Raw genomic sequence first — 26,981 nt, forward strand, 5'->3', positions numbered from 1 at the left:
AGAATTGACGGTAAAAAACCTGAGGATGATAAAGCAAAAATAGATTATCGATCAACTTAACAAGAAGATTGATTAAACATACTCACAAGGTGAATGAATTTATTTCCCTCGACACTCAACGTGAATATTTAATAAGTCAATGCAAAACCCGCAAACAATAATCACAATAAATTCCGCGCAAAATTAAAATAAAATAATAAACATAGCGAAAGCATCACCTGGGATAAAATCATCCAGATATCAACGCAATTAACCCCTGCTGGCGGGTAAAAATTATGACTTACCGATCTGCATGCACCAGACGTGACGAGGAATGGTTTGCGGAACCCGCGATATTTTCCACCGCAGACAGCCGTCTGTAGCTGAAAAGGATATTTTTCCGGGTGACTGACCGCAGGGCGGCGATGCCGGAAAAAGTTGTCATTGCCAGAAAAACATGACCCCGATAACAAGATACGCACGCCACCGTCTTCGGCATCCTGAGGGGGTCGCATTCTGCGGATCGCCAGGCTATATCTAAGACACCTTTCTCCCACAACGAGTAAAAATGATGAGCAAGAAGATTCTGATGCTGGTCGGCGATTATGCCGAAGATTACGAAACGATGGTCCCTTTCCAGGCACTGCAGATGATTGGCCACCAGGTCGATGCCGTCTGCCCGGATAAAGCCGCTGGCGACTATGTCATGACCGCAATCCATGACTTTGACGGCGCCCAGACCTATAGCGAAAAACCGGGGCACCGCTTCACCCTGAACGCCGACTTTGCCGCAGTGAAGGCCGAGGACTACGACGCGCTCGTGATCCCCGGCGGCCGGGCGCCAGAGTATCTGCGCCTGAACGAGGAGGTTATTAAACTGGTACAGGCATTCGACGCCGCGCGTAAACCTATCGCCGCCGTCTGCCACGGCCCGCAGCTGCTGGCCGCCGCCGGTATTCTGCAGGGCCGCACCTGCAGCGCCTATCCCGCCTGCGCTCCGGAAGTGCGCCTGAGCGGTGGGCACTATGCGGATATTGGTATCGACCAGGCGCATGTGGACGGCAATCTTGTTACCGCCCCCGCGTGGCCGGCCCACCCGCAGTGGCTGGCGAAATTCGCCGCTCTGCTGGCGGAATAACGGCCTGTAGAGAAAGCGTGTTCTGACGAAGGGAATTGTCCATCGCCGCGCTGGTGCTCTCCTGCCCACCGGCACGGCGGTGTTTGATCAGCCGTTCCCGCAGCAGCTTAACCTGACTCAACTCCGCATGACATTGACCGGGCAATATCCCGCGATTTAGATCCGCATTCCCCCGGAAACTTCAATTCGCTGGGCATTCACCCAGCGATGATCGTCAGATAGCAGCGAGGCGATCATCGGCCCGATATCCTCTGGCAGACCAGGCCGCCCCAGCGCCGTCATCCCGGCGACAGCCTGGGCGACCTGCGGGTTATCCCGCACCGCCCCGCCGCTGAAATCGGTGGCGATGGCGCCGGGCGCCACGCAGTTCACCGTAATTCCGCGACTGCCCAGCTCAAACGCCATATAGCGGGTCAGGGTTTCCACCGCGGACTTCATGATCGCATAGGGCGCCCGGTTCGCCATCACGATACGGGTTAGCCCGGACGAGACATTCACTATCCGTCCGCCATCTGCCATCAGCGGCAATAGTTTTTGGCTGAGGAAAAAAACGCCCTTCACGTGGATACGATACAGCGCATCGAATTCCGCTTCCGTGGCGTTAAGAAAACCCATACCGCTGGCGTTGCCGGCGTTATTGACCAGATAATCAAATTTATCGGCACCCAGCTCCGCCAGCGCGCCCTGAAAGGCGCTAACAAACGCGTCAAAGGTGTCGATGTCGCCGGCGCTGAAGGGCAGCGCGATCGCCCGCGCGCCCAAGTCTGTAACCCGCGCGACCACCTCGTTCGCCTCGGCAAGACGCGTTTTGTAGGTCAATACCACGTTCACGCCGCGCTGAGCCAGCGCTTCAACGGTCGCGCGCCCCAGGCCGCGACTGCCGCCTGTCACCAGGGCAATTTTTGCGCTATTGTTCATGTTTCCCCCTTTTATCTCTGCTGAAAACATGAGCGATTATAGGCTTCTGCATGCCGACGATAAGACCGCGTTGCGCGACAGGATTGTTTTGCCAGCTGGAACAATGTCATGGATAAACTGGATACCCTGACCCTGTTCGTGCGCATCGTCGAACGCGGCTCATTCAGCGCCGCCGCCGCGGACCTCGGTCTTTCCCGGCCGGTGGCGACCGCGGCGATTCAGGCGCTGGAGGCCAGCCTCGGGGCGCGACTGCTGCAGCGCACCACCCGGCACGTGCAGCCCACGGCAGAGGGCACGCTGTATTATCAGCGCTGCGTGTCCATTCTGGCGGCCCTTGAGGAGGCTAACCGCAGCGCCGGGGGGAGCATTGCCGGTATGATCCGCGTGGACGTGGCGGGCAATCTGGCGCGAACCCTGCTGTTGCCCGCGCTGCCGCAGTTTCTCGCCCGCTATCCCGCCATTACGCTGCAGATCGGCGAAAGCGAACGCGACGTCGATCTGGTTCGCGAAGGGGTCGACTGCGTTATTCGCGGCGGCCATCTCCCCGACAGCGAGATGATTTGCCGGCCGCTCGCCAGGCTGCAGGAGATCACCTGCGCCAGCCCGGCCTACCTTGCCCGGTATGGTACCCCGGAAACCATCGACGGACTGACAGGCCACGTGATGATCGGGTTTGTTTCAACGCGTACCCACCGGACCCTGCCGCTGAGCTTTACCCTGGATGGCAGGCAGACGGAGGTCAGTTTGCCCTGTCGGCTGCTGACCTCCGATGCTGACGTCGGCGCCGAAGCGGCAAGGCTTGGCTTTGGCCTGTATCAGGCCCCCTCTTCCCGCGTTCAGGTCGATCTGGCGTCAGGCGCGTTAACTGAGGTGCTGGCCGATTTTCGCCCTGCGCCGCTGCCGCTCTCCCTGCTCTATCCCAGTAATCGGCAGCTCTCTGCCCGGGTTCAGGTGTTTATCGACTGGGTTACCGCGCTGATGAAGGCACCCCTGACACAGCAGGCATCCGGAAGGCTAAAATAATATTTGCTATTATTCGCGGCACGTGCGTTAATCGTTGTGTCGATTTACCAGACGAAAAGTTATTATCTGAGTACGAGTTCTCATCTCCAGGCGTTATCCCTGATACCACCTTCCTTTGAGCAGTCCCGTTAGTATTTTGCTTTTTCTGTAAACAGGCTCTGTCAGACCCCTGCTGGCTCGTTAATAAAGCCCTCCGTCTGACCCAATACCCGGCTTACCACTAACTAAAATCAGCCGCGTTAATTTCCCTGAAAACGACCATTGTCTTTTCAACAGAACATTACCCATACAAGGTTTACATTATGATCGAACATATCCATTTTAGATGCCCATGCTGCCATGGCTCCCAGTACAGAACGTCCCAGTTTGACGTGACTGAAAAAAATCCCTTTGGTGCGAAATGCATTTTCTGCAAATCGGCAATGATGACATTTGATGCTATCCGCCCTCATCATCTGGGTGCGTTGTCCACCGCGCACGCGCAACAATAAGAATGCGCAGGAAAAGAGTGCCCGTTATCCGCCTGGGGATAACGTCTTTTTTTCAATCGCGGTTTTTGTCGGTTGAATAATTAACGCCGGGATCAGGCAACGCTTTTATCAGGGTGGTGATATTCTTCCCTGCATTCATTTCAACGTTAAAATAGTCCACCGCGCGCAAAATAAGTCGCAATCCTCTACCACTTTCCGCTAACGGGTCGACATCGAAGCGCTCATCGCTACGCGCCAGCGCCAGGCGCTCGGCGGGAAAGATTTCCCCCGCGTCGGTAAAGCGCAGCGTCACCCGTCGGTCCGCGACCCTAAATTCCACACCAAAACGACTTTCCCGATCCTCATGCAGCGCATAGCGAATAATATTCGTTGCCGTTTCACAGGCAGCGAGATCGAGCGCGAAGCGCCACTCGTCCGCAACAGGCAGCGGCGCCATTCGCTGGGCAAGCCACTCCGCCAGCGGTGAAAGCGAGGTGAGTTCGGCAGGAAACATCATGATGTTGTTCACGGGCACGTCACTCATTTAACTGCGCAAGTGCCGAGGTACGATCCTCGCAAATGCGGAAAATACGATCCATACGGGTCAGCGTGAACATATTGCGGATGCCAGGATTCAGCGCGCACAGCATCATCTCACCTTTGCCGTTCATCATCTTCATCAGAGAAACCAGGGTTCCCAGACCGCTACTGTCGATAAAATCGATTTTGCTGAAATCAACAATCAGATCGGTGCGAGATTCGCCTATCTCCTGGGCGATTGCCGATTTAAAGGCTACTGCGACGGAAGCATCCAGCCGACGCACGGCCGGCGTCAGGATCGTCACCGAGGCCTGCCGTTCGGTTTCAATTTTCATCACTGTCCCCTGTACGTTCAATAATCAAGAGTGAAACATCATCAGCCATTGCCTGCGACTCCCGGTCATCACCATTGCGCCAGCAAGTAAGATGCTCGGCAAACTGCGCCAGCAGCGTGGGTAGCGAAAGCGTTACGCCATCCTGCAAACGGCGCTGCAGGCGCGCTTCGCCAAACTGTTCACCGTTACGGGTTTCACATTCGGTTATACCGTCGCTGAACAAGCACAGCCGCTCACCCGCCGCCAGCGAGAAGCTAACATCTGACCACGTGAGATTGGACATCAACCCCACCGGCGCCCCACCGCTGCCGACCGTGCGCACATCTCCGTCCACGGTGACGATAAACGGTGTGGGATGCCCGGCCTGACACAGTTTCCCCTCGCCGGTTGCCAGGTCGATGACGCCATAGATCAGGGTGAAATAGCTGACGATCTCTGCCTCGTCGCTACAAAAACGACCATTCAGGATCTGCACCACCTCGGCTGGTGACGCCGGCTGGTTGTCTGCAGTAAAAAGAAAACGCTCAACCGCTCTGCCATGCAGAAACTGACGGGCGACGGCGAGCGACATCATCGCCGCCCCCACACCGTGGCCGGAGACATCCACACAGTAAAATCCGAGATGATCCCCCAGCGTGAAAACATTAAAAATATCCCCCGACACCCAGGCCGACGGCAGGAATATCCAGTCGGAGAAGAAGCCCTGATGGCGCAGCTGATGGGCCGGGAGAACCGACTGCTGGATGCGGGCCGCCAGCTCCAGATCTTGTTCAATCTGATGCAGTGCTTCGCTTAGCCGCGTATTGCGCGCGGCGAGATCGGCTTCAAGGGAGAGGATCCGCGCCCCGGCGTGCAGTCGCGCCCGCAGTTCACTCTGCTCCACCGGCTTACTGAGAAAATCATCGGCACCGGCCTCAAACCCCAGCGTCAGATCGCCTGGATTTTCGCGGGCAGTGAGCAATATCAGATAAACATAGTGACCAAAGTGGCGGCGGCGCACTTCCCGGCACAGCGTCAGGCCATTCATCTCCGGCATTTCCCAGTCGCTAATCACCAGGCTGACGGGCTGGTTCTCCAGGATCGTCAGCGCAGCGACGCCGTTTTCCGCCTCGCTGACGATATAACCCCACTGCGTCAACATTCGACTCAACAGCCGACGATAAACCAGTGAATCTTCAACAATCAGGACGTGCTGCACCGACATCGCGCCTCCTAAATCGGCAGGAACCAGATAAGGCTGACCGTGCCTTCACGAAACTTGCCGCTGCCACTGTCATGGCCCGGATAGCGGGTGCCGGCATAGTTGGCGTACTGCACTGAAAATGACCCTGGCGTATAGCCCGCGTAGCCGAAGCTGTAGCTGTAGTCACCGTTCCACGGCTGCTGTTGGCTGCTGTCGGGGTACCAGAACGCCGTCGCACGGATAAAGAAATGTTGCTTAAAGGTATATCCGCATCCCCCGAGCAGCACGTTTTTGTTTTTGCGGATATCGTCGCTCTCCAGATCGTAATAACGCGGGACCCAGCTGTAGCCCACCTGGCACATGATGGCATCGCCTTTATTGATCAGCAGCGCATTCTCCATTTTCTTCGGCAGGGAAAATTTATATGCCAAAGTGATGGCTCCCTGTTCAAAATAGGTATGACGCGTGCTGCCTGAGGTCCAGAAATGGTTATCACCATAGTTACTGTAAACCAGGCTGACGGTGTTGGCATGCCAGTCGTCATAGCCAAAACTATAGCGAAAATCGGCGGTATAGCGGCTGGTGTCAGTTACCGGTAGACGCGATGTCACGTTGGCGAACCAGAAGCTGTAAGGCGAATATTGCAGGCTAAGATTTAATGTCTGGTTATATTTTTTCTTCTTTTCCGCGCTGTCGGAGCTGTTGGGAATCGTCATCCACTGCTCTTTCAGGCCCGAACTGAAGCTCAGCGCGCCAGAGAAAACCTTATCATTACCGGAAAAAAGTCGTCCCCAGCGGCTGGTAAACACACCGGCCTGCACCGGTTCACCATTTTTGTCGCGCAGTGGTTCAGTCTCGTTTTTGTCTGCGCCTTCCGCACCCGAGACCGCGCACCATAGCGCACAGGCCAGCATATATTTCTCCCGCATTTGCCCTTCCTTAGTTAGGTATCCAGCGTGCGGCGACATGATATTTCGCCATCAGCCACAGCACGCCCAGCGCGGTCGCGTGGATCAGGGTGTTCACTATCCAGTCCTGGCGCCACAGATCGAAGGTGACCACCTGGCTTACGGCGAGCACGACGTAAACATGCAAAATAAAGGTGTAGAGCGAACGCTGACCGAGCGGGATCAGGAACCAGCCTGCCAGCCAGTTAAGGGGCCGCCAGCACCAGCTCAATAGTAGATAAATGGTTACCATCAGACTGATATCATTCAGGATCCGCACCGGCCCCAGGCCGTTTTTCGCCGCCCAGGTATGGTAAAAAGCGTTAAACTCCGCCGGTGGGATCACGTGCATCAGCAGCGCGGGCGGCATAAAAGGATTGGTATGGTTCTGGGCGACAAACGCAAGGATAAGCGCGATGAACACCAGCGCCGCGACGGCGACTTTGCCGGGCGGTGTGCGGGCGAAAGAGAGCAACTCCGCTTTGTACCAGCCGCAGCACATCCCCAGCACAAAGATAAATTGCCAGGCCAGCAGGGGAAAGGCGAATTCAAATTCGCAGAGCGTCACCCGTATCGGCCAGCGTTGCCAGCAGCCGTAGATGAGCAGCGAGACGCCCAGTAATGGATAGACGTGACCCTTTTGCAGCATTCCCAGAAACAGCGGGCTGAGCAATAACAGAAAAATATAGAGACCGAGGATCTGCGTCTGATGCGGGCCAATCTGCAGATAGAGGATAATGTTAAACCACGTTTCTTTTATTTGCGGGGTGAGCGGGTAGAGCGACCAGCTGGTACCGGAAAAGCGGTCGGTAAAATGAGTCACTTCAAAGACATTAATATACGGAAAATATCCCAGCAACAGAAAAGAGACAATGATAATAATATTAACCCAGTATATTTTCCATGCGCGCAGATAAAGTCCCCAGCCCACCGTCAGTAATACTGCTTTTTGTAATCTGACACGATTTAGCATCCCTAACATAAAACCTGACAGGATCACAAAGCCCTCGGCGCCGGTGGTCAAACCAAAACGTTCCCAGCTGAAAATATTAAATATCGACATCACTTCCGTATGCGCCACCACCATCATAACGAGGGCAATGCCACGCATAAAGTCGATACGCAGGTCACGATCACCGGCCAGGGAATAACGCCAGGATATTGATTTATCAGTTTCTTTTTGCAAAATCGCTGAAGCAGCCTGGCTCATGGGGGATCCTGTCGTCTACCCTGCAACACTTATTACAAATTATTTAGATAGTGTAGAATGTGCTATCTTGCAATGCCCCTTTTATAAATTCCGCCTGCAGACATCACACTATGTTAAGTCATCCAGGCGCCAGTCAATTCACGCTGTGGAAATTTTTACGCCACCATCTACACTCAATTTACTGTTATTTACCTGCCCTTATGCGTCCTGCAGAATGCACCCAGTCGATAACAGGTCTGTCACTCAAACTCAGCGCGGAATCAGGATATCCTTGCTATGGATTTTTATTTTTCCCGTTTTGAACATCGCCGACCGCCTGAGCCGCTCAGCACCCCGAACTGGGTGAGAATGATCTGGCAGGTATTCGCTGTGGCCGCCCTGGTTCTTGGCGCCAATTATATTTACTGGCGCTGGACCGCGTCCTTAAACACTGACGCCCTGTGGTATGCGATCCCTCTGGTGCTGGCGGAAACCCTGGCGTGGATTGGCACCGTCCTGTTCACCATTAATTTATGGCAGGAAAAAGATCCTCCGCAAAGCGCGCCGCCGACGGAGATCAACGACTGTTTGCGCGCGGATGAAGCAGTGGAGTCGAGGCCGATTAAAGTCGATCTGTTTATCGCCACGTATTCAGAAGATGTGGAGCTGGTCAGGCTGTCGATTCGTGACGCTATGCAGATGACCTATCCCGGTCCGCTCGACTATAAGGTGCATGTCCTTGACGACGGGCGTCGTCCGGAAATGAAGGCGGTCTGCGAGCAGGAGGGGGCGAACTACATCACCCGTCAGAGCAATATCGGCTATAAAGCCGGTAACCTGCGCAACGGGCTGGAACACACCGACGGCGACTTTCTGATCATCTGTGACGCCGATACCCGCGTTTTCCCGACTCTGCTCAGTCACACGCTCGGCTATTTTCGTGATCCGGACGTCGCCTGGGTGCAAACCCCGCAGTGGTTTTTCGATTTACCAGAAGGCGAAAACCTGGCGCGCTGGCTGCGGCGTAAGGCAGGCAGCGCAGGCTACGGGGTGGGCTGGCTGGCGCAGAAAATCGTCGGTCCGGTGACCATCGGCCGCGACCCCTTTTTCAACGATCCGCGCATGTTCTACGACGTGATTTTACGCCGCCGCAACTGGGCTAACGCCGCGTTCTGCTGCGGCGCTGCCTCCGTTCACCGGCGCGAAGCAGTAATGCAGGCGGCGCTGCGCAGCTACGTCTGGAGCGTTGAGGCAGAGATCGCGCGTCATACGCGGGACATTCGCGATCCCGCAACGCGGGAAGCGCTACAGGATGCCATGCGACCCCACGTGGCCTTCGATACCGAACTCACCCCCTACAAGTTTCACGTCTCGGAAGATATTTATACCTCCATCCTGCTGCACGGCGACGCCGCGCGTCGCTGGCGCTCGGTAATGCACCCGCGGATCGAATCAAAAATGCTCTCTCCACAGGATATGCTGACGTGGATGATCCAGCGCTTTAAGTACGCCGCGGGATCGCTGGATATCCTGTTCCATGACAACATCTTCAGCCGACGCCGCTTTAAACTCTCGCTGCCGCAAACGCTGATGTACGCCACCACCTTCTGGTCCTATCTGGCCTGCGTGTGGAATACCGTATTCCTGATTTCACCCATTATCTATCTCTTCACCGGCATTCCCCCGGTGTCGGCGTGGTCTACCCCTTTCTATCTGCACTTTTTACCCTTTTTTATTGTCTCCGAACTGGCCTTTATGTTCGGTACCTGGGGCATTTCGGCCTGGGACGGCCGGGCCTCTTACCTCTCCTTTTTCTCGATGAACCTGCGGGCGCTGAACACCGTTTTGCGCGGCGAGCAGATCAAATTTCACGTCACGCCGAAAGAGCGACAGACGGGCCGCTTTCTCTATCTCGTCAAGCCGCAAATTGCCATCGTTTTGCTTACCCTGGCGGGGCTGATATGGGGCGGTATTCAGGTGGCGCGCGGACAGGTTGACGACCCCTCAGGGTATGTCATCAACATCTTCTGGGGCGCGGTGAATATTGCCGCCATGCTGCCGCTGATCTTCGCCGCCATGTGGACGCCCCCCGAAGAGCAGGAGGCAAGCCAATGAGAATACGCGACGCCCTGCTTTCCGCCCGCAGCTATCTCACCATCCTCATTGGCTTCCTGCTGGGCTTTGCGATTGTCGTGTGGGTGGAAAAGCAAATGCCTGCGCGCGTCGAGAGCAGCGGCGGGTTGATATTGAGTCAGGATTTCCCGCCGCTGCCCGCCCCGCGCGCGCTGACCTTTGACGAGGCCATCTGGGCGCGGGTGGCCTGGCAGTATTATGTCAACAATACCCAGCCAAACGGTCTGGCCAACGCGCACGATGGCGAACCCTGGCTCAGCCTGTGGAGCGTCGGGAGCTATCTTTTCGCGGTGGTCGCCGCACAGCAGCTGCATATTGTGACCGTCGCCGAAGGTGATGAGCGCATTGCCGCCGCCCTGTTTACACTCGGTCAACTGCCGCTCAACGACCAGGGATTGCCCGCCGCCCAGTACCATGCCGACACGCTGCAGATCCTCGGCAACCCGGACGCCTCCGCCATCGGTATGGGACGCCTGCTCACTGCCCTGCAAACGCTGCTCTGGCGCTATCCTCAGCATGCGGATGCGGTGCGAGATCTGTTTAATCAGTGGCAGGTCGGCGCGCTCATCAGCAACAGCCCCGCCAGCCAGGCCGCGGCGCCGCTGCACCACTGGGCGCTGGCGGCGGATGAACCGCGGGACAGCTTTGGCTACCGACTCTATGCCAGCCATACATTACGGCTGATCGACAGCGCAGCGGGGCTGGCGGTGACCAATCCGCCCCAGGGGCAGCAGATGGTCGATATCGACGGCATCATGGTGCCTGACGAGGGGCTGCGCACGCCCTGGGGGAGACAGCCGTCGCTGATCAGCCTGCCGTACTTGTTAACCGGGCTTGAGCTGGGTTTCGACGCGCAAAGCGCTGAGATCGCCTGGCGTATTATGCAAATTCAACAACGGCGGCATAGCCTGAAGGTCAGCAAGCCGCCGATCAGCACCGACTACGCCGAGCCTGCCCCGGATTATGCCAGCGCGCTGGCCGACCGGCAGCCGCCGAGCGCCTTCGCCCCACGCAGCGCCGCCCCGGAGCAAACGGCGATCACCTCCACCCGCACCGCCTTTGCCTGGTACGCCCTGTTCCGTAATAGCTGGAGCGAGGCGCTGCGCCAGCAGGTTCAGACGCTGCAGGTCCCGGGCAAGGGCTGGCAGCGTGGGTTAAATCTCAACCGCAGCGTCAACGACGTTATTGACGGCGATACTAACGCGATCGTGCTCGAAAGCCTGGCCTACATTTCCCGGGGGCAGATGCTGTGTCTGGCCTGCCTGAGCCCTGCCCCCCCACTCACGTCCTCAGCAGGAGCAACGCCATGAAGCTGACACTGTTATCCCGTTTCCCCCTGCTGGCCGGACTCATGGCGCTGTGGCTCTCACTTTCTGCCGTACAGGCTGAAACCGGGCTGCCGGCAGCGGAATACGCCCCGCGCAGCGGGGAGCTGACGCCAAGGGAGATGACTATTGCCAAAAATGCCTGGCAATATTTCGTCACCAACTTTCAACCCACGACCGGACTGGTTAATGCGGTTAATAAATACCCCTCCACCACCATGTGGGACAGTGCCTCCTATCTGGCCGCGATGACCGCGGCCCGTGAGCTGGGAATTATTGACAAAGCGGAATTCGACCGTCGGATGCTGAAGTTTCTCGCCACGCTGAATAAGCTCGTTTTATTCCGTAATGAGCTGCCCAACAAAGCCTATAACACCATTAGCGGACAAAAGGTGAACTACCAGAACCAACCGGGTGAAATCGGCTATTCGGCGCTGGATATCGGCAGAATGTTGATCTGGCTGAAGGTGATCAAGGAGCGCTATCCGGAATACAGCAACAGCATCGATAACGTAGTATTGGGGTGGGATTTTAGCCACGTGGTCGATCCCTGCGGCACGCTGTACGGGGCGTATCTGGAAAACGGCCAGCCCAAATACGTTCAGGAAGGGCGCCTCGGCTACGAGGAGTACGGCGCGGCGGGCTTTCAGCTATGGGGATTTAACACCTGTCAGGCCAGCCGGCCTCAACCGTATGAGCTGGCGGAGATTTACTGCGTGATGGTCCCTTATGATTCTCGCGACCCGCGGCAAACCAGCCAGCATAACTATGTGGTCAGTGAATCCTATGTGCTGTATGGCATGGAGTTTGGCTTTGATAATCCTGCTGACCGGAACAACAGCCCGCGCGAGTACTCCCATCCGTGGATGAAAAACTTCGCCGACCGGGTTTATCAGGCTCAGGAGAATCGCTACGCCATCACCGGGATCCTCACTGCCCGCTCCGAGCATCAGCTCGATAAATCCCCGTACTTTGTCTATGACACCGTGTTCAGCGACGGTTTTAACTGGAACACGATAACCGACAAAGGTCAGTTCGTACCGAACAGCGCCGCGGTGTCGCTCAAAGCGGCGATGGGGATGTGGGTGCTGTGGAACTCGCCCTATACCGATCGTCTGCTGGATGCCATTGAAAATGCGAACGAAGCGGGAAAAGGCTATTACGAGGGACTGTATGAAAACGGCGACGGCCCAATCAATGAATTCACCGCCAATAATAACGGCATCATGCTGGAAGCGCTGCTGTTTAAAAAAGAGGGCAAACTGCTGCAGTTTTCCAGCGACAATCCGAAAAACCGCGATTTCGCCCCATCGCTGTGGGACAAAAAGCTGGTGGATCTCTTTGAGCCGAATAACAGCCCGCGCAACCGTCCGTTCCTGAGCAACACTCCTGCCGTCAAAACATGGTGCGAACAGACCGGGACCACGCAGCGCACCAAACCCGCCTGCCAGGCCTGCCAGTGCGCCGCCTGCCAGGCTGACGAGCCCGTTAAACTTCCGCCGGTGACCGCGCAATGCTTAAAACCCTAGCTCGCTGGCTGGCTGTCGCCGTCGTCCTGCTGCTTATCGCGCTGGCGCTGTTCAGTCGCGAAGGCGCGGGGTGGCGCTGGCTGACCAAAGGCGGCTGGCACACCACCGCCCGTATCAGCAGCCTGACGCCGCAGGAGCGGACGTGGGCGCAGATCGCCTGGCAGTATGTCAAGAACAATACCCAGCCGCAAACCGGCCTGGTCAACGGCAGCGACAAACAGCCGCGGGCGACGCTGTGGCAGATGGGCGATACCCTTATCGCCCTCCTCGCCGCCAGAGAGCTGGGGCTGGTAAAGGAAGCCGAATTCGACGCCCGCCTGACGCCCCTGCTTGGCACCCTCAATCGCCTGACGCTGACCGACGGCGGTTCGCCGGGCAGGCTATACGCCACTCAGACGGCGACCCCTGTCGACTTTAGCGGCAAACCGGCGGCCAGCGGCTGGTCAGCGAAAGATATGGCGCGACTCATGCTCGCCCTGCGGCTCACCGCCGAACGTGCGCCGCAGTACGGCGAGTACATTGATAAAATTATCCTGCGCTGGAACTTCTGCCCGGTGATCGATAAAGACGGAGAGCTGTGGTCCGCCTCACTGCAGAACGGTCAGCAGACGATCCGCGAGGAGCTTCGGCTGGGAGACAGTGAATACGCCGCCAGCGCGTTTCGCCTGTGGGGATTCCCGGTCGGCAAGGCCTTCTCTCCCCCGGCGCGCAATGTGATTATGTATCAGCGCCGCCTCGCCGTTGACGACCGCGACCCGCGCACCACCTGGCAACCCGTGGTGCTCTCCACTCTGCCCGCCATGCTACCGGGACTGGAGTTCGGCTGGCAGCCGCCCGGCGTGCCGGAAGAGGTACAAAAAGCCATGCGCGAACGGGCGGAAGGGATATGGCTCAGCCAGAAAACGCGCTGGACACAGGATAAAGTGCTAACCGCCCGGGCCGATTTTTCGCTTAGCCAGGCGCCCTGGCACGTGGAAGACACCGTGTGGGGGAATGGCTACGCCTGGAATACGCTCGGGGACGACGGGAAATACTATCCCCGACTGGCGCAGGTGACCACCAAAGCGGTCTTTGTCCTGTGGACGCTATGGAAGGCCGAGTATACCGATGCGCTAATGGCGGTCACTGCCCATCTTAACGACCCACAGCGCGGCTGGTTTGAAGGGCGGGTCGAGGCCACCGGCGACGTCAACACCACCCTCACCCTCTCCACCAACGCCATGGTGCTGGAGGCGCTGCTTTACAAACACAACGCCGGACCGTTGTTCAAAAACGGCCTCGCGGATGACAACAGCTATTTTGCCCACCGCACGACGGACGAATTTAATCCACCCGGCCGTTGCCTGCCGGGCGAACGGGTCATGAGGAACGCACCATGAAGTTTTATCGCGATCTTTTTGAAGCCAGCCTGAATCGCGTCGTACCGGAGCACGATAAAAAGCGCTTTTTTCAGGCCTTCTACAGCACCTTTATCCATATGTCTCCCGAGACGGAGCAGCACTTTTCACGACGCCCGGGCGAGGAAGGCCAGCAGATGATCTTTAAAAGCTTTTTCGCCATGCTGGCGGTCAACGGTGATCTCTTCGTACCCGATTTTCTGGAACGGCTGGCGCGCGAGCAGAGCGAGGAAGGCCTGCGCCTGCCGCCGCGTTTTTTTGCACTGTGGCGGGAAGCCATGCTCAAAACCGTCCGCGCCAGCGATCCGCTGTGCGATGAAGAGATCCTCACTGCATGGGCGATGGCGATCGCCCCTGGCCTTGAGTATCTACGCCGCCAGGCGGAGCTCCACTATCAGACCGCAGGTCAGTAATCATGTGCGCCGCTAACCGTGTCGACCTCAACGTCCTGCCCTCGGCGGTGATGATCTACGATGAGCGCGAACGACTGCAGGCCTGGAATGATAAGGTGGCGCTGTTTTATCCCGCGATCGCGCCCTGGCTGGCCGTCGGTGCCCCCCTGGAGAGCCTGGCGGAGAAGTTCATCGATGCCGGGTATAACATCGACCCTGGCCGGCAACAGACGCTACGCGAGATGATTATCCGCAACTGCCGCCAGACGAACCACTGCGAGGTCCGCCAGTCGGGCAACCGCCGGATTTACGTTCAGCATCAGCGGCTGGCGGATGGTGGAATTGTCAGTCTGCATACCGACATCACCGAGCTTGACGAGGCCCGACGCGCACGTCACCAGCTTCACGACGATTTTTTATTCACCGCGGAGTCGATCCAGATCGGTATCTGGGACTGGCAGGTCTCCCACGACAACCTGCAGGTGAATGACACCCTGCTGGCGATGGTCGGCCAGTCGCGCGCACAGTGGCGTTATCCGCTGCGTTTTATGCTCAATCTGGTTCACGAGGACGATCGCACTACCCTGCAGCAGGCGATGATCGCCTCGCAAAACGAACATATGCCGGTTTTTGAATGCGAACTTCGCGTCCAGCACCCGACGCAAGGCTGGCGCTGGATGCTGCTCTCCGGGCAGATCGTCACTCTCAATATGCAGCAGCAGGCAGAGCGGGTGATCGGGACGTTGCAGGATATTACCCGGCGCAAAGCCGCAGAGCTGCTGGCCATTGAGGCGGCGAAGGAGGCTCGCGAGGCGAACGAAGCGAAAAGCGCCTTCCTCGCCAATATGAGCCACGAAATCCGCACCCCGATGAACGGCATTCTCGGCATGACGCAACTGTGCCTCGATACGCCGCTGACCGCGGAGCAGCGGGAGTACCTTTCGCTGGTGATGAGCTCAGCCCAGTCGCTGCTGCACATTATTAACGACATTCTTGATTTCTCACGCATTGAGTCGGGCAAGATGCAGGTGGACGAAGAGCCGCTGGAGATCCGCCCCTTTATCCAGTCGCTGATCCGCCCGCATATGCCTGCCGCCAGCGAAAAGGGCATTGAGCTGCTGGTGGATATCTCCCCTGCGGTACCGGAGGTGCTGATCGTCGATGGCCCCCGGCTGCGGCAAATTCTGACAAACCTGTTGGGTAATGCGCTGAAGTTCACTCATCAGGGGGAGGTCCTGCTGGCGATAGCGCCGGCCGGCGACGAAAACCGCTGGCGCTTTCGCATTCGCGATACCGGGATCGGCATCGCCCCAGAGAAGCAAAAGGCGATCTTCGAGGCCTTCAGCCAGGCCGATAGCTCCACCACCCGCCGCTACGGCGGCACCGGGCTGGGGTTAACCATTTCGGCCCGCCTGGTCAGCCTGATGGGCGGCGAGCTGACGGTGGAGAGCCAGCCCGGGGCGGGCAGCGAATTTGCCTTCACCCTGCCGCTGGAAGGCCTGAACGCCGCGGCCTCCGGTAGCGCTCCGCTGAGCCGCTTCAACAACCAGCGGGTGCTGGTGGTTGACGACAACAGCACCAACCTGCGCCTGCTCGACACCATGCTTCGCCAGATGGGGCTGATGCCAAGCTGCGTGGACAACGCCGGCGAGGCGCTACGCCGGGCCGCCGAAGGGCCGCCCTGGCCGCTGATCCTGCTGGATGCGCAGATGCCGGATATGGACGGCGTGTCGCTGGCGCTGGAGCTCTCCGCCCTGCCCGAGGCCAGACAAAGCCAAATCATTATGCTCAGCTCCATGAGCCGCCATTTTGACGCCAATATGCTTAAGCGCATCGGTATCGCCCACTATCTGCATAAACCGGTGGCGCAGCGCGAACTGCATCAGGTTATCGCCGGGATTCTGGTTCCCGCACCGGTGGCGGCGTCAACGCCAGCCCCCGTTGCGGTGCCGATCAAGGCCCAGGCCGGGCTGCATATCCTGCTGGCCGAAGATAACCTGGTGAATCAAAAGGTCGCCAGACGACTGCTGGAACAGCTTGGCCACCGCTGCGAAGTGGTGAATAACGGCCGGGAGGCGCTGGAGCGCTGGCGCGCCGCCTGCTGGGATCTCCTGCTGATCGATCTGCAAATGCCGGAGATGGACGGTGAAACCGCCATCCGCCTGCTGCGCGAAGAGACGCTGGCGCGGGGCCGGGAGCACCAGCCCGCGATTGCCATGACCGCCCACGCCATGCAGGGCGATAGAGATCGCTGTCTGGCGATGGGCTTCGACGACTATATCGCCAAACCGGTGAGCCAGGAGGCGCTGAAGGAAGCCATCGCCCGCGTCGGCGCAGCGGAAGATAGCGGTCCGGACGAAGAGGCAGGCCTGCCGGACGAGGCCCACCTGCTAAAACAGTGCGCCGACGATCCGGAGCTGGTCGAGGAGTTGCTGGGACTCTTCGCTGAAGGGCTTGACGCCGCAATCATCGCCCTCACCCACGCCATTGACGCCAATGACCGGGAGACGTGGCGCCGTACCGCCCACAAGCTGCGCGGCGAGGCGGTCACCCTCGGCTTTCAACGCCTTGCCGGGGTGCTCCAGCAACTGGAGAGCCAGGCGACGTCGCCCGACCAGACCGTGCCAGATGACCTGCGCGACGCGCTGGCCGAGGCGACCACAAGCTGCCACCGGTGGCTACATCGCAGATCGCAGGAGGTTCTCCGTGATCCATAGACGCCTTCTGCTGCTGGTCGTTTGCCTGCCGCTGGCGCATGCCGGTTCTGCGCCGGTGACCTGGTCACTGGCCGGACAATGGCGGGTGCATGACGCCAACGACAGCGCCTTCAACGGCGCGCAGGCTTCCGACGGCGACTGGCGCACGCTGCGGGTACCGGCAAACTGGTACAGCGCCGGATACGATCATCAGGGTGCCCTGTGGTATCGCCATCAGTTTACCCTGCATGGCCTGTCGCCGGATGTCATGGCGACGCTGGTGTTTGACGGCGTCGATTACTTTGCCGAGGTGGCGCTCAACGGCAAGACGCTGGCCCGGCACGAGGGCTATTTTCAGCGCTTCCCGGTGGACATCAGCGGGGCCGTACGCCGCCATAATCAGCTCGCCGTGCGGGTCGACAGCCCCTATGAAGACCCGCAAAAGATCTGGCCGCTGCACAAAACGCTGATGAAAGGGATCCTGAATCAGCACGACACCCGCCCGGGCGGCGCCTGGTCGGTTCAGGGGCAGGATGCCAACTCCGGGGGGATCTGGGCGCCGGTGAAGCTCCATCTGAGCCGCGGCGTCACCATCGACGAGGTGATCCTGCGCCCGGACTGGCAACAGGGGCTGGAGCAGCCCATGCTGCGTGCCGAAATACGCTATCGCGCCGTGACGCCCGGCCCCGTCACGCTACGCCTGACGGCTACCCCGGACAATTTTTCCGGCCCGCGTTTTCAACAGGCCTTCGCGGTCACCCTGGAGAAAACCGCGGGTGTCCTGCACGTCTCGCTGCCCATGCCGTCCGCAAAGCTCTGGTGGCCCGTGGGCGCGGGCAAACCCAACCTGTACCGGGTGCGCGCCACCCTTGCGGATAACCGGGGGATGATGGATACCGCCGTCACCCGCACCGGATTACGTAAAGTGGAAGCGCTGGCGGATAATCAGGGCTGGCGCATCAACGACAGACGGCTGTTCATTAAGGGCAGCAACTATATTGGCTCCCCATGGCTAAGCACCATGACGCGGAAAAAGTATCGTCGGGATTTCAGGCTTGTCACGGCGATGAACGCCAATGCCATCCGCGTTCACGGCCACGTGGCGGGCCGCGCGCTGTATGAGGTGGCCGATGAGATGGGGCTGATGATCTGGCAGGATGTCCCCCTGCAGTGGGGTTACGATGACAGCGTCGCCTTCGCCGATAACGCCGTGCGCCAGACCCGGGCGATGATGGCGCAGTTCGGCAATTCGCCGGCGATTATTGTCTGGGGCGGTCACAACGAACCACCGTGGAACTCGCCGTGGATGGAAAAACGCTTCCCCGACTGGCATAAAACCTTAAACCAGACCTTGACGCAGCGGGTGGGCGAGGCGCTGGCGGAAGACACCTCCCGCATCGTGCACCGGTTTTCCTCCGTCGAAGAACACTACTGGGCCGGCTGGTATTTCGGTACCCTACGCGACCTGCTCGCCCCGGCGAAGACCGGGATTATTACCGAGTTTGGCGCCCAGGCGCTGCCCCGGCTCGCCACCCTGAAGACCATTATCCCGGCTCATCTGCTGTGGCCGAAAACGACCGCCGCTGACGACCCCGGCTGGGTGCGATGGAAGTACCATAATTTTCAGCCTTTCCAGACCTTTAAATTCGCTGGCGTTCCGCGGGGAAATAATATTCAGGAAATGATCGCCAATACCCAGGCGTATCAGGCCCAGCTGGTGGCGCTGGCGGCGGAGAGCTATCGCCGCCAGCGTTATCAGCCGGTGACCGCCCTGTTCCACTTTATGTTTGTCGAGCCATGGCCCTCCATCAACTGGGGGGTGGTGGATTATCTGCGCCAGCCGAAGGCGGGTTACTATGCCCTGCAGCGCGCCTATCAGCCGATCCTGCCGTCGATCGAGCCGGTGACCGCCAGCTGGCGTCAGGGAAGCCCGGCGACGGTGCGCCTGTGGGCGATTAACGATACCTGGGCAGCCTGTGAGGATTGTCGCCTGAGCTGGCAGGTCAGGCAAAATGGCCAGATGCTCGCTCAGGGAGAAACCACGCTGACCCTGCCGCCCGACGCCGGCCAGAAGATCAGAGAGCTGACCGTCACCCCCACCAGCCAGCAGCCCGTGACGATCGTCTACCGCATTGACAACCGTCGCGGCAAACGCGTGGGTGCTAACCAGCATACCGAGCCCGTCGCCGCAGCTCAGGCGGCTAAATGAAGGCGGCTTCACGCTTAGCCGCGATCAGTCATGGATTTTCACCCCCAGACAGCCGCGAACAAATTCAGGGTTAAAGTGTTTCACCGCTTCGCCGACATAACCTAAATCCAGGGCGCCGATCTGCGCCATTTCGCTCGCGGTGAGCGAGAAATCCCAGATGGCAAAGTTCTCTTCAATACGCTCCTGGCGGGTGGATTTCGGGATCACCGTGACGCCACGCTGCACGTTCCAGCGCAGGATAACCTGCGCAATGGTTTTTTGATGGGCATCGGCAATCCCCTGCAGCATTGCCTCTTCATACGGGTGATGTCTCCCGCCGCCTAACGGCGCCCAGGCTTCAGGCTGAACGTGATAATGCTTCATGGTTTCCAGCGCCGCTGGCTGCGCGAAATAGGGATGCAGTTCAACCTGGTTCACCATCGGCCTGATTCTGACGGTTTCGCAGAAGTTAGCTAACACATGGGGATAGAAATTGGAGACGCCAATCGCTTTCAGCTTCCCGGCTTCATACGCGTCTTCCAGCGCGCGCCAGGCGCTGAAATAATCGCCCATCGCCTGATGCAACAGATAAAGATCGAAGTATTCCAGCCCGGATTTTTTTAAGGATGCGGCAATCCCGGCTTTCGCCATCCCGGTGTTGGCCATGTCCTGGACCCACAGTTTGGAGGTAATAAATAGCGCCTCTCGGGTACACAGACCTTCGGCGATGGCTTCGCGAACGGCATCACCCACCGCATCTTCATTATCGTAGACGGCAGCGGTATCGATGAGGCGGTAGCCAGTACGAATGGCGTTCAGCACCGACTGCTTACACTCTGCTTTATCGGTCACCTTGAACACCCCAAAACCCAGCATCGGCATTTTACGGTTGTTACTTAATACGGAATATTCCACGGTGAAGCTCCCCTCTTGTTAAAACACCATGGTAAGACAGGAACGCGGTCACGATTAGCCTGTCATTCCTGATTTGACTTATGCATTCAATTCATTAATCGCAGTGCGCTGAGATGCCCCACTCAGGTCAAAAGTGCTGCGCCATCGCAGACGGTCATACGCCACACCTTCCGCCACGGCCCCCTCGGGCAGCGTTCACGTCAGCCATGTCCGCGAGGACAGACTGAATTATCTGCTCGGTCTTCCACCGCAAGATGACAGGATTGTCATCTGGTTAACGCCTTTCTGTCGGGTTCCCACGAGTAGACTGCCTCTATTTCTTCCAGACAGCGAATGATCATGACACTACTTCGCACAAGACCCCTGCTTATCATTGGTCTGATGTTAGGCGCTGGCCTTTTTTCGTATGGTATCCTCCACCAGACCAGCGATGCGGCGCCAGCACACAACGTCGCCGAACCGCTTGTCAGCCTCAGTCAGGCACAGGTGAAACTCGTCCCGCTGCGGCTCTCTACTCAGGGACATGTGGTCTCCCTCAATCAGGTCGATATCCAGTCTCAGGTGACCGGCACGGTAAAATCGGTGGCCTTCAAGGAGGGGGATTTCGTTCAGCAGGGACAACTGCTGTTTACCCTCGACGATAGCACGCAACAAGCCACGCTACGCCATGCGGTGGCGACGCTGGCTGAATCCCACTCTGAGCTGACAAAAGCGCAGAACGATCTCGCCCGCGGCCGCAGCTTAAAGGCGAAGAATTATATTTCGGCGTCAGACTGGGACACGTTAAAAAGTACTCAGCAGCAGTACGCTGCACAAAGCAGCGCCGCGCAGCAGGATATCGAGACGGCTCAGGCGCAACTGGGCTACACGAAAATTTATGCCCCCGTCAGTGGTAAAACCGGGGTGTTGAACGTCCACATCGGTAGTCTGGTACAGCCCGGGAGTACCTCGCCGATGGTAAGCATTAACCAGTTCGATCCTGTCGGCGTTTCGTTCACCTTACCTGAAGCCAGCCTCAATGCGGTACTGGCCGCGCAAAGCCAGGGACCGGTAAAAGTATGGGTGAAAAATGCCAGAGGCGAAGACGTCGCGGGACAACTGGATTTCATCAATAACACCGTGAGTACGGATAGCGGCACTGTCGTCTTTAAAGCCCGTTTTTCGAATGCCGACCATCTGCTGTGGCCGGGGGCATTTGAGGATGTCAGCGTCGATGCCGGCTCGCAACATGTCGTGGTACTGCCACCTCAGGCTGTACAGAACGGTCCGGAAGGTCACTTCGTCTTTCTCGTCGATAGCAGCAGACGCGTGTCCACGCAGGCCATCACGCTGTTGCGCATGCAGCAGGGAATGGCGATCGTCAATGGCGTGGCGCAGGGAACCCGGGTGGTCGTGGAAGGCGCTAACGCGTTGCGCCCGGACATGACCGTCAGGCTGGCAAGCCATGCGGCAACCCAGGAGCCCAGGTCATGAAGTTTGCTGAATTGTGTCTGTCACGGCCCATTGCCGTGATGCTGCTGTGGCTGGCGGTGATGGTGACCGGGATCATTTGCTGGACGAAGCTGCCTGTTGCCGCGCTGCCTGAGTTTGATACCCCGACGATTAAAGTTAACGCATCGCTTTCCGGTGCCAGCCCGGAGACCATGGCCTCATCGGTGGCGACACCGCTGGAAAAAAACCTCTCCACTATCGCCGGAATATCAACGCTGACCTCAACCAGTCTGCAGGGGGCCACCACCATTGTGATGGAGTTCGCCCCATCGGTGAATATTGATTCAGCCGCGGTGGATGTACAGGCCGCCCTGTATCAGACGATGAAAAATCTGCCGTCAGAAATGACCACCCCACCCTCGTTTCGCAAGGTCAACCCGGCTGATGCCCCCATTGCCATTATTGCCATCGACTCGCCCTCAATGACGCTGTCGGATCTTAACCGTTTCAGCGACAACCTGATTTCTCCGGCACTTTCCACGATTAAAGGTGTGGCTGAAGTTACCGTGAACGGCCAGAAAAAGTATGCCGTACGGGTTGAAATCGATCCTGACAAGCTCGCGGCGATGGACCTGACGCTCACTGACGTGCAGTCGGCGCTGAAATCGGCAAATTCGAATGCGCCTATTGGAGAACTGGACGGTAAGCGACAAATGATGATGCTGCAAACCCGTGGCGACCTGCGTAATGCCGCCGACTTTGCCCAGGTCATTATTGCGACCCGCAACGGCCAGCCGGTACGCCTGTCCGATATCGCCAGCGTGCAGGATAGTATTGAGAACACCCTGAGCTACAGCTCGGTAAACGGCCACACGGCAATTGTACTGAACATCAGCCGCCAGCCGGGCGCGAACATCGTCTCAACTATCGACGCCATCAAAGCACTGCTGCCACGGCTGCAGTCACAAATGCCGCCGTCGGTACACCTGCAACTGCTCAACGACCGTTCTTTATCTATCCGTCAGGCGATCCATGACGTCAACATCACGCTGCTGGTGACTATCGCGCTGGTGATTCTGGTGATCCTGCTGTTCCTTCGTCAGCTGCGCGCGACCCTGATCCCGGCGCTCAGCGTGCCGGTGTCGCTGCTTGGGGCATTTGCCCTGATGTACGTGATGGGCATGAGCCTGAACAGTATCTCCCTGATGGGACTGACGATCGCCGTCGGGCTGGTGGTCGATGATGCGATCGTGGTGCTGGAGAACATCATGCGCTATCGCGAGCAGGGAGAAACAATATGGCGGGCGGCGCTGCTGGGTGTGCGCGAAGTGGCGTTTACCGTCATTTCCATATCGCTGTCGCTGGTTGCCGTTTTCCTGCCCATTTTCCTGATGCCAGGCACGCTGGGGCTGCTGTTCCATGAGTTCGCGTGGGTGGTTTCCCTGGCGATCCTGGTCTCGGCGGCGGCGTCATTAACGCTGGTGCCGCTGCTGGTATCGCTGCTGATTAAAGACCATGAGATTGAGCAAGCGCAGCCTGCGTGGAGCCGTTATTTCGAACGCGGATTTGATGCCCTGCTCAAAGGTTACGCACGTGCCCTGGAGGTGGCGATCGCCCATAAAATGTGGATGGTGCTCACGGCACTTACCACAGTACTGCTGACGGTCTTCCTTTACTGGAGCGCGCCGAAAAGTTTCTTTCCGCAGGAAGATATCGGTCAGATCACAGCGAATATTGATACGCCACAGGACATGTCCTATGACGGTCGCCTCGCCGTGGCGCAGCAGATCGGCAAAACGTTGCTCGCCGATCCCGTCGTGGCTGACATGGTCACCAAGGTCGATCATGACACCACGCAGGTGGTACTGACGCTGACAGATCGTTCGCAGCGTCCGGCCATGGCGCAGGTGGTGCAGCAAATGCGAGCAGAAACCAGCTATATGCCGGGGATCACCGTGTTCTTCAGCCCGGTACAAAATCTGAAAATCGGCGGCCGCTCGTCGAAAAGTAGCTATCAATACACGCTGCAATCCGTCAACAGCAGCGATGGGTTAGCGCTGAATAACTGGGCGAACAAGCTGATGGAGGGGATGAAAAAAACCGGCGTATTTGTGGGCGTCAACAGCGACTCGCAGCTCAACGGCCTGGAGGCTGATCTGCAGATAGACCGTAATAAAGCCTCACTGCTCGGTGTCGATACCAGCCAGATCCGCAGCAATTTGTATGCCGCCTTTGGCACTCAGCAGGTCTCGACCATCTACGCCCCGGAAGACAGCTATGAAGTGATTATGGAAGTGAAGCAGCCGTTTCGTCAGAACGAAAGCGATCTGGCGAAGATCTATGTGCGCTCATCTTCCAACACACTGCTACCGGTAACCACCTTCACCCACATTTCGCGTGCGCAAGGAATTACCGCGGTTAACCACCAAGGGCAGTTGCCGGCGATAACCGTCTCATTCGACCTGGCGCCCGGTAAGTCACTGTCGGATGCCACCGCCGCGATAGCTCAGGTCGAGAACGACATGCAGATGCCCGCCTCGGTCTTTGGGAGCTACGCCGGGCAGGCGGCGCTGTACCAGCAGTCGCAGAGTAGCCAGATTTGGCTGATTGTGATGGCGCTGGCGGTGATCTACGTGATCCTTGGCGTGCTGTATGAAAGCTGGATCCACCCATTGACCATTTTACTCGGCCTGCCTTCGGCGGCAGTCGGCGCGCTGCTGGCGTTAAGGCTATGCAATCTGGATCTCACCTTTATCGCCATGATTGGCATTCTGCTGCTGATCGGGATCGTAAAAAAGAATGCCATCATGATGATAGATTTTGCGCTGGCGGCGCAGCGCCAGCATAATTTATCTGCCCATCAAGCAATCACTCAGGCCTGTCTGCAGCGCTTCAGACCCATCATGATGACGACCTTTTGCGCCATGATGGGAGCCCTGCCTATCGCGTTTGGCTGGGGCGCGGGCGCCGAGCTTCGTCAGCCGATGGGCGTGGCGATTGTCGGCGGCCTGCTTTTTTCTCAACTGATCACGCTGTTTATTACGCCCGTTTTATACCTGCTGTTTGAGCGGAAAGCCCGTCCACAGGAGAATGCAGCACAATTGCTGGAGGAACAATGAGACTACTGTTGGTAGAAGACCAGTCAATGGCCGCGGACTACATCGCAAAAGGGCTCAGAGAGAATGATTTCGTCGTGGACGTGGCCAATAACGGTGTCGACGGACTGCACTACCTGTTGACCAACGACTACGATCTGGCCGTCCTCGACGTGATGTTGCCGGGAATGAACGGCTGGAAAATCCTTGAGTTAGCGCGCCAGGCTGGGAAAGCCACGCCGGTGATGTTTCTGACCGCGCGGGATGACGTAGAGGATCGGGTCAGAGGGCTTGAGCTGGGTGCGGAAGATTATCTGGTTAAGCCATTTTCATTTAGCGAATTGCTGGCGAGAGTACGCGTCATCATGCGTCGTCAAACCGTCCATAGCACACCGCTGGAAGACGCCGTATTACAAATCAGCAATCTGCAGCTCGACTTCCATAAACATCGCGTTATTCGTGATGGAAAACGCATCGAGTTGACGCAGAAAGAGTTTTTACTGCTTAACCTGTTGATGCGTCGCAGCGGCGAAGTATTATCGCGTACCGTGCTGGCAGAACAGGTCTGGGATATGAACTTTGACCCGGAAACCAATGTTATTGACGTCGCTATCCGCCGTCTGCGCAGCAAAATTGATGATGGTTTTGATGTGAAACTGCTTCACACCATTCGCGGCGCAGGCTACGTGCTGGAAGAGAGACAAGATGCAGATCCCGCGTAATATGTCGATAACCCTCCGGCTGACGCTCTACTTTACCCTCGCGATGTCGCTGGTGCTGTACAGCGTCTCCGGACTATTGTACTCCACTATGCGCAATCAGCTCAGCCAGAAGGATGAGAACGAACTGCGCAGCACCCTGCAGTACCAGCAGGAGATTGCCACCACCATCAGCGAACGTCAGGGGCCAACCGACCTCTGGCAACAGGAACTGTTCGAATTTATCGCCCGCCAGGACCGGCTTTCGCTGCGCATTATCAGCCCTGATGGGAAAGTCTGGGCGCAGTCGAAGACTATGCGGGCGCCAGAAGCAGTTTTCCCCCCGCCATCCCGTGACTTTACGTACCGTTCATGGCGTTATCACGAAGGAGAGATAAAGGAAAAGTACCTGATCGCGTCAACCAATTTTATCCTGAAAGGCAATCAACCGTGGCTGGTTCAGGCTGCGCTGAATGTCTCGCGAAACAATGAAATCATTGAAGATTACTGGCAGCGGATGCAGATTGCTGTAGCGCTGGCCATTGTGGTTTTTTCGGCCATTGGCTACTGGCTCGCACGGCGTGGCCTGCTGCCGTTGCGCAAAATCAGTCGCGAAATTGCGTATATTCATGCCGAAGACCTGGATACCCGCTTGGCAACTCAAAACTGGCCATCAGAATTGAACGCGCTGGCGGCCTCCTTTGACGGGATGATGACCCGGCTTGAAGCCTCCTTTAAACAGCTAAGCCGCTTCTCCTCCGACATCGCTCATGAGCTTCGCGGCCCGATTAACAACCTGATCTCGGCCGCCAGCGTGACGCAAAGTAAAGACCGCAGCCCGCAAGAGTACCAGGAGACCCTGGCCGCCATCGTCGAAGAAGGCGAACGACTGTCGCGCATGATTTCCTCTATGCTGTTCCTGGCCCGAGCCGATAACAGCCGCGAAACGCTGCACCGGGAGTTACTCAATAGCGTCACGGAATTTGAACGTCTCATCGGTTACTACGACATTCTGGCGGAAGATAAAAACATCCGTTTAACCCATGAGGGGGATGTCTCTTTCCCTGCCGATGCTCTGCATTTGCAGCGAGCGCTCTCTAACCTGCTGTCTAATGCTATTCGCCATACCCGCTCGGGCGGTACGGTACATCTCAAAGCATCTCAGGCGAACAGCTCAGTCTTACTGGCGGTGCAGGATAATGGCGAGGGCATCAGTCCGGAGCATTTGCCGCATATTTTTGACCGCTTTTATCGCGTGGATGCGGCACGCAGCAGCGCGGATAACACCGGGCTGGGCCTGGCCCTGGTAAAAACCATTGCCGAATTACACGGAGGAAGCGTTCAGGTGGAAAGTATTCCGGGCCAGGGAAGCTGCTTTACGCTGGTACTTCCCCTGTAATGAGGTTGCCAGCCAACCTGACAAAATTGTCATCCGGGCGTTGAGTTTTGGTCATGGTCAG

The 26,981-nt window shown here is 57.8% G+C and carries 21 protein-coding genes and 1 pseudogene; 14 read left to right on the forward strand and 8 right to left on the reverse strand.

Annotation, left to right across the window (positions count from 1 at the left end; genetic code table 11):
• Window positions 1-550: 550 nt before the first annotated feature.
• Window positions 551-1,117: a DJ-1/PfpI family protein gene (locus tag CWM61_RS05850; RefSeq protein WP_074386212.1), complete on the forward strand. Its 567-nt coding sequence runs from the start codon at window positions 551-553 to the stop codon at window positions 1,115-1,117.
• Between the two features lie 156 nt (window positions 1,118-1,273).
• Here the strand turns inward: CWM61_RS05850 and CWM61_RS05855 are convergent, their stop codons facing one another.
• Window positions 1,274-2,035 (reverse strand): SDR family NAD(P)-dependent oxidoreductase, encoded by a 762-nt coding sequence (locus tag CWM61_RS05855; RefSeq protein ID WP_074386066.1) that lies wholly within the window; start codon window positions 2,033-2,035, stop codon window positions 1,274-1,276.
• Window positions 2,036-2,143: 108 nt separating this feature from the next.
• Between CWM61_RS05855 and CWM61_RS05860 the strand changes: the two genes are divergently transcribed.
• Together CWM61_RS05860 and CWM61_RS05865 are read left to right on the forward strand one after the other, a co-directional pair.
• Window positions 2,144-3,058 carry a LysR family transcriptional regulator gene (locus CWM61_RS05860; protein ID WP_074386067.1) on the forward strand — a complete coding sequence of 305 codons (915 nt, stop codon included), beginning with the start codon at window positions 2,144-2,146 and terminating at the stop codon, window positions 3,056-3,058.
• A 302-nt stretch (window positions 3,059-3,360) separates the two neighbouring features.
• Complete coding sequence (locus CWM61_RS05865) at window positions 3,361-3,549, forward strand: cold-shock protein (RefSeq protein WP_071839087.1); 189 nt, start codon at window positions 3,361-3,363, stop codon at window positions 3,547-3,549.
• Between the two features lie 52 nt (window positions 3,550-3,601).
• Here CWM61_RS05865 and CWM61_RS05870 read toward each other — a convergent pair whose 3' ends face one another.
• The 5 genes from CWM61_RS05870 to opgC are packed head-to-tail and all read right to left on the reverse strand — an operon-like array spanning window position 3,602 to window position 7,743.
• Complete coding sequence (locus CWM61_RS05870; protein ID WP_074386068.1) at window positions 3,602-4,072, reverse strand: ATP-binding protein; 471 nt, start codon at window positions 4,070-4,072, stop codon at window positions 3,602-3,604.
• A complete protein-coding gene (locus tag CWM61_RS05875) occupies window positions 4,065-4,403 on the reverse strand; it encodes an STAS domain-containing protein (protein ID WP_074386069.1) in 339 nt (112 codons plus the stop codon). The genes CWM61_RS05870 and CWM61_RS05875 overlap by 8 nt, the downstream gene beginning before the upstream one ends.
• Window positions 4,393-5,607: a PP2C family protein-serine/threonine phosphatase gene (locus tag CWM61_RS05880; RefSeq protein ID WP_074386070.1), complete on the reverse strand. Its 1,215-nt coding sequence runs from the start codon at window positions 5,605-5,607 to the stop codon at window positions 4,393-4,395. The genes CWM61_RS05875 and CWM61_RS05880 overlap by 11 nt, the downstream gene beginning before the upstream one ends.
• An 8-nt stretch (window positions 5,608-5,615) precedes the next feature.
• Window positions 5,616-6,515, reverse strand: coding sequence for a hypothetical protein (locus tag CWM61_RS05885; protein ID WP_061154854.1), 900 nt, complete (start codon window positions 6,513-6,515; stop codon window positions 5,616-5,618).
• A gap of 10 nt (window positions 6,516-6,525) precedes the next feature.
• Window positions 6,526-7,743, reverse strand: coding sequence for an OpgC domain-containing protein (opgC, locus tag CWM61_RS05890; RefSeq protein ID WP_100630900.1), 1,218 nt, complete (start codon window positions 7,741-7,743; stop codon window positions 6,526-6,528).
• Window positions 7,744-8,019: 276 nt separating this feature from the next.
• Here opgC and CWM61_RS05895 point away from each other — a divergent pair, with 276 nt between their 5' ends.
• Genes CWM61_RS05895 through CWM61_RS05925 form a run of 7 tightly spaced genes read left to right on the forward strand, consistent with a single transcriptional unit; the run spans window position 8,020 to window position 19,403 of the window.
• Entirely contained in the window at window positions 8,020-9,837 is a 1,818-nt protein-coding gene (locus tag CWM61_RS05895) for a glycosyltransferase (RefSeq protein WP_100630901.1), read from the forward strand.
• A complete protein-coding gene (locus CWM61_RS05900) occupies window positions 9,834-11,165 on the forward strand; it encodes a DUF3131 domain-containing protein (protein WP_074386073.1) in 1,332 nt (443 codons plus the stop codon). Before CWM61_RS05895 ends, CWM61_RS05900 begins: the two co-directional genes overlap by 4 nt.
• Window positions 11,162-12,709: a DUF3131 domain-containing protein gene (locus CWM61_RS05905; protein WP_100630902.1), complete on the forward strand. Its 1,548-nt coding sequence runs from the start codon at window positions 11,162-11,164 to the stop codon at window positions 12,707-12,709. Before CWM61_RS05900 ends, CWM61_RS05905 begins: the two co-directional genes overlap by 4 nt.
• On the forward strand, window positions 12,694-14,088 hold the full coding sequence (locus CWM61_RS05910) for a DUF3131 domain-containing protein (protein WP_100630903.1): 1,395 nt from the start codon (window positions 12,694-12,696) through the stop codon (window positions 14,086-14,088). Before CWM61_RS05905 ends, CWM61_RS05910 begins: the two co-directional genes overlap by 16 nt.
• A complete protein-coding gene (locus CWM61_RS05915) occupies window positions 14,085-14,519 on the forward strand; it encodes a globin (RefSeq protein ID WP_025714185.1) in 435 nt (144 codons plus the stop codon). The genes CWM61_RS05910 and CWM61_RS05915 overlap by 4 nt, the downstream gene beginning before the upstream one ends.
• Before the next feature lie 2 nt (window positions 14,520-14,521).
• Window positions 14,522-17,215 (forward strand): response regulator, encoded by a 2,694-nt coding sequence (locus CWM61_RS05920; protein ID WP_100630904.1) that lies wholly within the window; start codon window positions 14,522-14,524, stop codon window positions 17,213-17,215.
• On the forward strand, window positions 17,205-19,403 hold the full coding sequence (locus CWM61_RS05925) for a glycoside hydrolase family 2 protein (protein ID WP_100630905.1): 2,199 nt from the start codon (window positions 17,205-17,207) through the stop codon (window positions 19,401-19,403). Before CWM61_RS05920 ends, CWM61_RS05925 begins: the two co-directional genes overlap by 11 nt.
• A gap of 24 nt (window positions 19,404-19,427) precedes the next feature.
• On the opposite strand, the gene CWM61_RS05930 is transcribed toward CWM61_RS05925, so the two are convergent.
• Both CWM61_RS05930 and CWM61_RS30095 read right to left on the reverse strand, forming a co-directional pair.
• Window positions 19,428-20,297 carry an aldo/keto reductase gene (locus CWM61_RS05930; RefSeq protein ID WP_100630906.1) on the reverse strand — a complete coding sequence of 290 codons (870 nt, stop codon included), beginning with the start codon at window positions 20,295-20,297 and terminating at the stop codon, window positions 19,428-19,430.
• A 78-nt stretch (window positions 20,298-20,375) separates the two neighbouring features.
• Window positions 20,376-20,480: pseudogene (locus CWM61_RS30095) on the reverse strand (hypothetical protein); the annotation flags it as partial.
• A gap of 156 nt (window positions 20,481-20,636) precedes the next feature.
• On the opposite strand from CWM61_RS30095, the gene CWM61_RS05935 reads away from it, so the two are divergent.
• Genes CWM61_RS05935 through CWM61_RS05950 form a run of 4 tightly spaced genes read left to right on the forward strand, consistent with a single transcriptional unit; the run spans window position 20,637 to window position 26,920 of the window.
• Window positions 20,637-21,770 carry an efflux RND transporter periplasmic adaptor subunit gene (locus tag CWM61_RS05935; protein WP_074386214.1) on the forward strand — a complete coding sequence of 378 codons (1,134 nt, stop codon included), beginning with the start codon at window positions 20,637-20,639 and terminating at the stop codon, window positions 21,768-21,770.
• Window positions 21,767-24,847, forward strand: a complete 3,081-nt coding sequence (locus CWM61_RS05940; protein ID WP_100630907.1) for an efflux RND transporter permease subunit — start codon at window positions 21,767-21,769, stop codon at window positions 24,845-24,847. Before CWM61_RS05935 ends, CWM61_RS05940 begins: the two co-directional genes overlap by 4 nt.
• Window positions 24,844-25,545: a heavy metal response regulator transcription factor gene (locus tag CWM61_RS05945; RefSeq protein WP_061154864.1), complete on the forward strand. Its 702-nt coding sequence runs from the start codon at window positions 24,844-24,846 to the stop codon at window positions 25,543-25,545. Before CWM61_RS05940 ends, CWM61_RS05945 begins: the two co-directional genes overlap by 4 nt.
• A complete protein-coding gene (locus CWM61_RS05950; RefSeq protein ID WP_100630908.1) occupies window positions 25,529-26,920 on the forward strand; it encodes a heavy metal sensor histidine kinase in 1,392 nt (463 codons plus the stop codon). Before CWM61_RS05945 ends, CWM61_RS05950 begins: the two co-directional genes overlap by 17 nt.
• The last annotated feature ends 61 nt before the right edge of the window (window positions 26,921-26,981 follow it).

The organism is Klebsiella sp. K-Nf6 (genome assembly GCF_002806655.1).
GTDB classification, from domain to species: Bacteria; Pseudomonadota; Gammaproteobacteria; order Enterobacterales; family Enterobacteriaceae; genus Klebsiella; species Klebsiella variicola.

Coding starts and splice junctions, on each gene's coding strand:
- CWM61_RS05900 (WP_074386073.1), top strand. CDS start 9,834: ATGAGAATACGCGACGCCCTGCTTTCCGCCCGCAGCTATCTCACCATC.
- CWM61_RS05910 (WP_100630903.1), top strand. CDS start 12,694: ATGCTTAAAACCCTAGCTCGCTGGCTGGCTGTCGCCGTCGTCCTGCTG.
- CWM61_RS05905 (WP_100630902.1), top strand. CDS start 11,162: ATGAAGCTGACACTGTTATCCCGTTTCCCCCTGCTGGCCGGACTCATG.
- CWM61_RS05945 (WP_061154864.1), top strand. CDS start 24,844: ATGAGACTACTGTTGGTAGAAGACCAGTCAATGGCCGCGGACTACATC.
- CWM61_RS05950 (WP_100630908.1), top strand. CDS start 25,529: ATGCAGATCCCGCGTAATATGTCGATAACCCTCCGGCTGACGCTCTAC.
- CWM61_RS05935 (WP_074386214.1), top strand. CDS start 20,637: ATGACACTACTTCGCACAAGACCCCTGCTTATCATTGGTCTGATGTTA.
- CWM61_RS05885 (WP_061154854.1), bottom strand. CDS start 6,515: ATGCGGGAGAAATATATGCTGGCCTGTGCGCTATGGTGCGCGGTCTCG.
- CWM61_RS05915 (WP_025714185.1), top strand. CDS start 14,085: ATGAAGTTTTATCGCGATCTTTTTGAAGCCAGCCTGAATCGCGTCGTA.
- CWM61_RS05875 (WP_074386069.1), bottom strand. CDS start 4,403: ATGAAAATTGAAACCGAACGGCAGGCCTCGGTGACGATCCTGACGCCG.
- CWM61_RS05865 (WP_071839087.1), top strand. CDS start 3,361: ATGATCGAACATATCCATTTTAGATGCCCATGCTGCCATGGCTCCCAG.
- CWM61_RS05880 (WP_074386070.1), bottom strand. CDS start 5,607: ATGTCGGTGCAGCACGTCCTGATTGTTGAAGATTCACTGGTTTATCGT.
- CWM61_RS05870 (WP_074386068.1), bottom strand. CDS start 4,072: ATGAGTGACGTGCCCGTGAACAACATCATGATGTTTCCTGCCGAACTC.
- CWM61_RS05940 (WP_100630907.1), top strand. CDS start 21,767: ATGAAGTTTGCTGAATTGTGTCTGTCACGGCCCATTGCCGTGATGCTG.
- CWM61_RS05855 (WP_074386066.1), bottom strand. CDS start 2,035: ATGAACAATAGCGCAAAAATTGCCCTGGTGACAGGCGGCAGTCGCGGC.
- opgC (WP_100630900.1), bottom strand. CDS start 7,743: ATGAGCCAGGCTGCTTCAGCGATTTTGCAAAAAGAAACTGATAAATCA.
- CWM61_RS05920 (WP_100630904.1), top strand. CDS start 14,522: ATGTGCGCCGCTAACCGTGTCGACCTCAACGTCCTGCCCTCGGCGGTG.
- CWM61_RS05850 (WP_074386212.1), top strand. CDS start 551: ATGAGCAAGAAGATTCTGATGCTGGTCGGCGATTATGCCGAAGATTAC.
- CWM61_RS05895 (WP_100630901.1), top strand. CDS start 8,020: ATGGATTTTTATTTTTCCCGTTTTGAACATCGCCGACCGCCTGAGCCG.
- CWM61_RS05860 (WP_074386067.1), top strand. CDS start 2,144: ATGGATAAACTGGATACCCTGACCCTGTTCGTGCGCATCGTCGAACGC.